Origin of the sequence: uncultured Cardiobacterium sp. (assembly GCF_938028185.1) — a bacterium.
Lineage (GTDB): Bacteria > Pseudomonadota > Gammaproteobacteria > Cardiobacteriales > Cardiobacteriaceae > Cardiobacterium.
On sequence record NZ_CALJAH010000462.1, the window covers coordinates 1 to 4484 of the forward strand.

Below are 4484 nucleotides of genomic sequence, written 5' to 3' on the forward strand. Positions count from 1 at the left end.
GACCGCCGCCTGCGCTTCCGCGCGCGCCGCCTGCGCCGCCTTCACGCTCGCCACCGCGCGGTCAAAATCCGCCTGCCGCTTGGCAAGCTCCGACGCCGACACCAAATCCTCGCGCCGCATCTGCTTCGCATTGTCCAGCTCCAGCTTCGCCACCTTCTGCTGCTGTTTATAAGCGGCGATTTCCGCATCCGCCCGCGCAACCGTCTGCTGCGCCTGCTGTACGCCAGCACGGGCGCGCTGCACCAGCTCGGTAGCGCGCAAGGTCGCCGCCTGCGCCGCCGCCAACTGACCACTGCTCTGCGCCGAAGACAATTCCACCAGCACATCGCCGGGCTTGACCGCATCGCCCTCGGCAACACGCACGCGCTCCACCCGCCCCGGATAGAGGCTGGCGACATCAAGGCGGTTCAACTCCAGCCGCCCGTTGGAATGGACAACAAAATCCGGCAACGCCGCCGCCTCCTGACGGTGATACGCCCACCAGCCGCCCCCGGCAGCCGCCGCAAGCAACACAAGCAATAAAACCTTTCTCATAAACCTCTCCAGTGATTCAAAAAAATGCGGTGCGATGCCACACCGGACTGCCCCCTCCCCCTGTGGGGGCGGGCGGGGTGATATTTCAGGCATCACGCCTTGCACTCCGCATCCGCCACAAACAACACCTCCAGCGCCCAGTCAATGCGCTGCAACAGCGCCGCATCATCCGTCACCTGCGACGAAAACCCCGCCGCGAGAAAATCCGGCAACATCCCTGCCGCCTGCAACTGCGAACCGACCAGGAGCGGCGCCAGCACCGAGCCCATCAAAAACGACGAACGCTGCAACGGCGCGGCAGGCACCAGCAGTCCCTGCCGTTCGGCGCGGTCGAGCAAATCCAGCATCAGCGCGATATGGCGCATCCCGGCATAATCGCTGACAAACTCGCGCACCGCCGGCTCGGCCGCCGCATCGGCAAACACGCGCACAATCCAGTCCAGATGCGCGCGCGCAAAAAAAGCGAGAAAACGCATGGCATCGCGCAAATTCTCGCGCACGCCGCGACCGGGGCGCACCTGCAACTGCAACTCGGCAAAAGCGGCGTCGTACTTGCGCTGCAACACTTCCGCGACAAACGCCTCCTTGCTCGCAAACAAATGATGAAACATCCCCGGACTCAGCCCCGCTTCGGCGGCGAGCAAGCGCACCGACAGACGCTGATAACCGTGGGAAGGATAAAGCCGCATCCCGGCAGCGAGAAAAACCTCGCGCGCCGAATCGGGCGGCGATTCAGAAAGGGCAGCAACAGACATCGGGATACCGTTCAGCTGATTGGACAAGTGTCCAAAGTATAAAACAGCCGCTGGACGGGTGTCCAGCTTTGGAACCGTCCAACCAAAAAACATAGCAATAGTCATATTGGTCGACCAATCATTGCATTCATCCCCTGATCGGTGGCAATATGTCGCCGCTACGGTCGCCACCACGTTTGGCGTGCGCTATTTTTGGTTTAACACTTCCGCCCACTGCGGCGAACCATCAGGAGTAATCACACATGAAAACCACTTTTCGCTGGTATGGCGAAGGCAATGACACCGTCACCCTCGAACAAATCCGCCAGATTCCGAGCATGAGCGGCGTCGTTTGGGCGCTGCACGATCTTGCCGCGGGCGAGGTGTGGCCGGAGGCGCGCATCGCTGCGGTCAAGGCGCAGGCAGCGCAGTACGACCTCAATATTGACGTGGTGGAGAGCGTCAATGTGCATGAGGCGATCAAGCTCGGCACGCCGGAGCGCGAGCAATATATTGAGAACTATAAGGAAAGTCTGCGCAATCTGGGCAAGCACGGGGTGAAGGTCGTCTGCTACAACTTCATGCCGGTATTTGACTGGATGCGCACCGACCTGTTCCACCCGCTGGCCGATGGTGCGACCGCGCTGTTTTACGACGCCTCGGCGATGGAAGGCTTGGACCCCAAAGCCTTGGTGAAAAGCGTGGAAGAAGGCTCGAACGGTTTGACGCTTCCCGGTTGGGAGCCGAAGCGTCTCGCCCATCTGGACAAATTGTTCGACGCTTACAAGACGGTGAGCGAGGACGATTTGCGCCGCAATCTCAAATACTTCCTTGAAGCCATCATTCCTACAGCCGAGCAGGCGGGCATCAAGATGGCCATTCACCCGGACGATCCGCCGTTTTCCATTTTCGGCTTGCCGCGCATCGTCAAAAACTACGCCGACCTCAAGGCGATTCTGGAGATGGTCGAGAGCCCCAGCAACGGCCTGACGCTGTGCAGCGGAGCGCTTGGCCCGAACCCGGACAACGACATCGTGCAGATGATTCATGACTTCCACGACCGCATCCCCTTCGCTCATATCCGCAACATCAAGCGCTTCCCCAACGGGGATTTTATCGAAACCTCGCACATGAGCAGCGACGGCTCGCTGGATATTGCCGCCATCGTCCGCGCTTATCACGACGTCGGCTTCACCGGTTACTACCGCCCCGACCACGGCCGCCACATCTGGGGCGAACAATGCCGCCCCGGCTATGGGCTTTATGATCGCGCGCTGGGCATTATGTACATTCAGGGCGTGTGGGATATGTGCGGGAAAGCGGCGCGGGGGCAGGCATGAAACTCACCCTGAACGCCCTGCAAGACAAAGCCTGGTGGCAGGAGCGCGGTTACCAGCTGCCGCTCTATGACATCCCGCGCGTGCGCGCCGCGACCTTCAGCGCGCCACGCTGGCTGCACCTCGGCGCGGGCAACATCTTCCGCGCCTTTCTCGCCCACGCGCAGCAGCGCCTGCTCAACCAGCGCGACGCCGAAAGCGGCATCATCGTCGCCGAGGGCTTCGACCCGGAAATCATCGAAAAAGCCTACCGCCCCTGCGACAACCTGAGCATCTTCGTCCGCCTCAAAGGCGACCGCACGCTGGACAAAATCGTCCTCGCCAGCGTCGTCGAATCGCTGACCATGCGCGATGACTTCGAGCGCCTGCGCGACATCGCCGCCGCCCCCAGCCTGCAAATGATCAGCCTGACCATCACCGAAAAAGGCTACGTCATCAAGGACCGCGACGGCGCCTATTACCCCGCCGTCGCCGCCGACTTCAAAGACGGCACCGCCCGCCCGCAAAGTTATATCGGCAACATCGTTGCCCTGCTGCACGCGCGCTGGCAGGCAGGCGGCGCGCCGCTCGCGCTGGTCAGCATGGACAACATGTCGCATAACGGCGAAAAACTGCGCGCCGTCATCATGGAATTCGCCAGCGCCTGGCAAAGCGCTGGCCACGTCGCGCCCGAATTCGTCGCCTGGCTGGAGAGCACCAAAGTCGCCTTCCCGTGGACGATGATTGACAAAATCACGCCACGCCCCGACCCCGGCGTCGCCGAGCGCCTGCGCGCCGATGGCCTCGACAACATCGACGCGGTGATTACCAGCAAAAACACCTACGTCGCGCCCTACGTCAACGCCGAAGAGCTCGAATACCTCGTCATCGAAGACACCTTCCCTAACGGCCGCCCGCCGCTGGAAGGCGCAGGCGTCCTCTTTGCCGACCGCGACACGGTGAACAAAGTGGAGACGATGAAAGTCACCACCTGCCTGAACCCCATCCACACCGCGCTCGCCATTTACGGCTGCCTCCTCGGCTACACCAGCATCCACGCCGAAATGCAGGACGCCGAACTGCTGGCGCTCGCGCGTGCCGTCGGCTATCGCGAAGGGCTGCCGGTCGTCGTCAACCCCGGCATTCTTGACCCGCAAACCTTCATCGACGAAGTGGTGAACGTGCGCCTGCCCAACCCCTACATTCCGGACACCCCGCAGCGCATCGCCACCGACACCTCACAAAAACTCGCCATCCGCTTCGGCCAAACCATCAAGGCACACGGCGCGAACGCGGGCGCGCTCACCGCCATCCCGCTGGTGCTGGCGGGCTGGTGCCGTTACCTGCTCGGCGTCGATGACAACGGCAACGCCTTTACCTGTAGCCCCGACCCGCTGCTCGAAAGCGCACAGGCGAAACTGGCAGGCGTGCGCCTCGGCAGCGATAACCTCGGCAACGTGCGCGAACTCCTCGCCGACACCGGCATCTTCGGCGTGGACCTGTACGCCGTCGGCCTCGGCGAAAAAGTAGAAGGCTATCTGCGCGAAATGCTTGCGGGCAACGGCGCGGTGCGGGCAACCTTGCACAAACATCTCATCGCGTAGGGCTTCCCCCGCCGCCGAACTGCCGGGAATACGGCAACCATCACGCGAAAACTGCACCGTTCTGCCCCCTCCCTCGCAGGGCGAAGCCCGCAGCGGGGGAGGGGTGGGGAGGGGGTGACTGACATCTATTTTGCATTTGCTGTCCGTTTCAAAATATCCAATCTTTGAATAAACGCTTTGGCATTACCCATCATAAAAGCAGAATAAATTTGCCTGAACGATGCTGATAAAACGCACCGGTTATGACCCAAGCTGATTTACCCCCACCCCATCCCTCCCCCGCTGCGGACGCTAAC

Annotated in this window: 4 protein-coding genes; 2 read left to right on the plus strand and 2 right to left on the minus strand. The window is 61.8% G+C overall.

All coding sequences use genetic code 11. The annotated features are described in order from the left end of the window. Together Q0349_RS13365 and Q0349_RS13370 are read right to left on the minus strand one after the other, a co-directional pair. Positions 1-534 (minus strand): biotin/lipoyl-binding protein (locus Q0349_RS13365; RefSeq protein ID WP_298081510.1); only part of this gene is annotated, 534 nt, incomplete at its 3' end. A gap of 92 nt (positions 535-626) precedes the next feature. Then, complete coding sequence (locus tag Q0349_RS13370; RefSeq protein ID WP_298081511.1) at positions 627-1289, minus strand: TetR/AcrR family transcriptional regulator; 663 nt, start codon at positions 1287-1289, stop codon at positions 627-629. A 242-nt stretch (positions 1290-1531) separates the two neighbouring features. On the opposite strand from Q0349_RS13370, the gene uxuA reads away from it, so the two are divergent. Together uxuA and Q0349_RS13380 are read left to right on the plus strand one after the other, a co-directional pair. After that, positions 1532-2608, plus strand: a complete 1077-nt coding sequence (gene uxuA / locus Q0349_RS13375) for a mannonate dehydratase (RefSeq protein ID WP_298081512.1) — start codon at positions 1532-1534, stop codon at positions 2606-2608. Next, positions 2605-4188 carry a mannitol dehydrogenase family protein gene (locus Q0349_RS13380; RefSeq protein ID WP_298081513.1) on the plus strand — a complete coding sequence of 528 codons (1584 nt, stop codon included), beginning with the start codon at positions 2605-2607 and terminating at the stop codon, positions 4186-4188. Before uxuA ends, Q0349_RS13380 begins: the two co-directional genes overlap by 4 nt. The last annotated feature ends 296 nt before the right edge of the window (positions 4189-4484 follow it).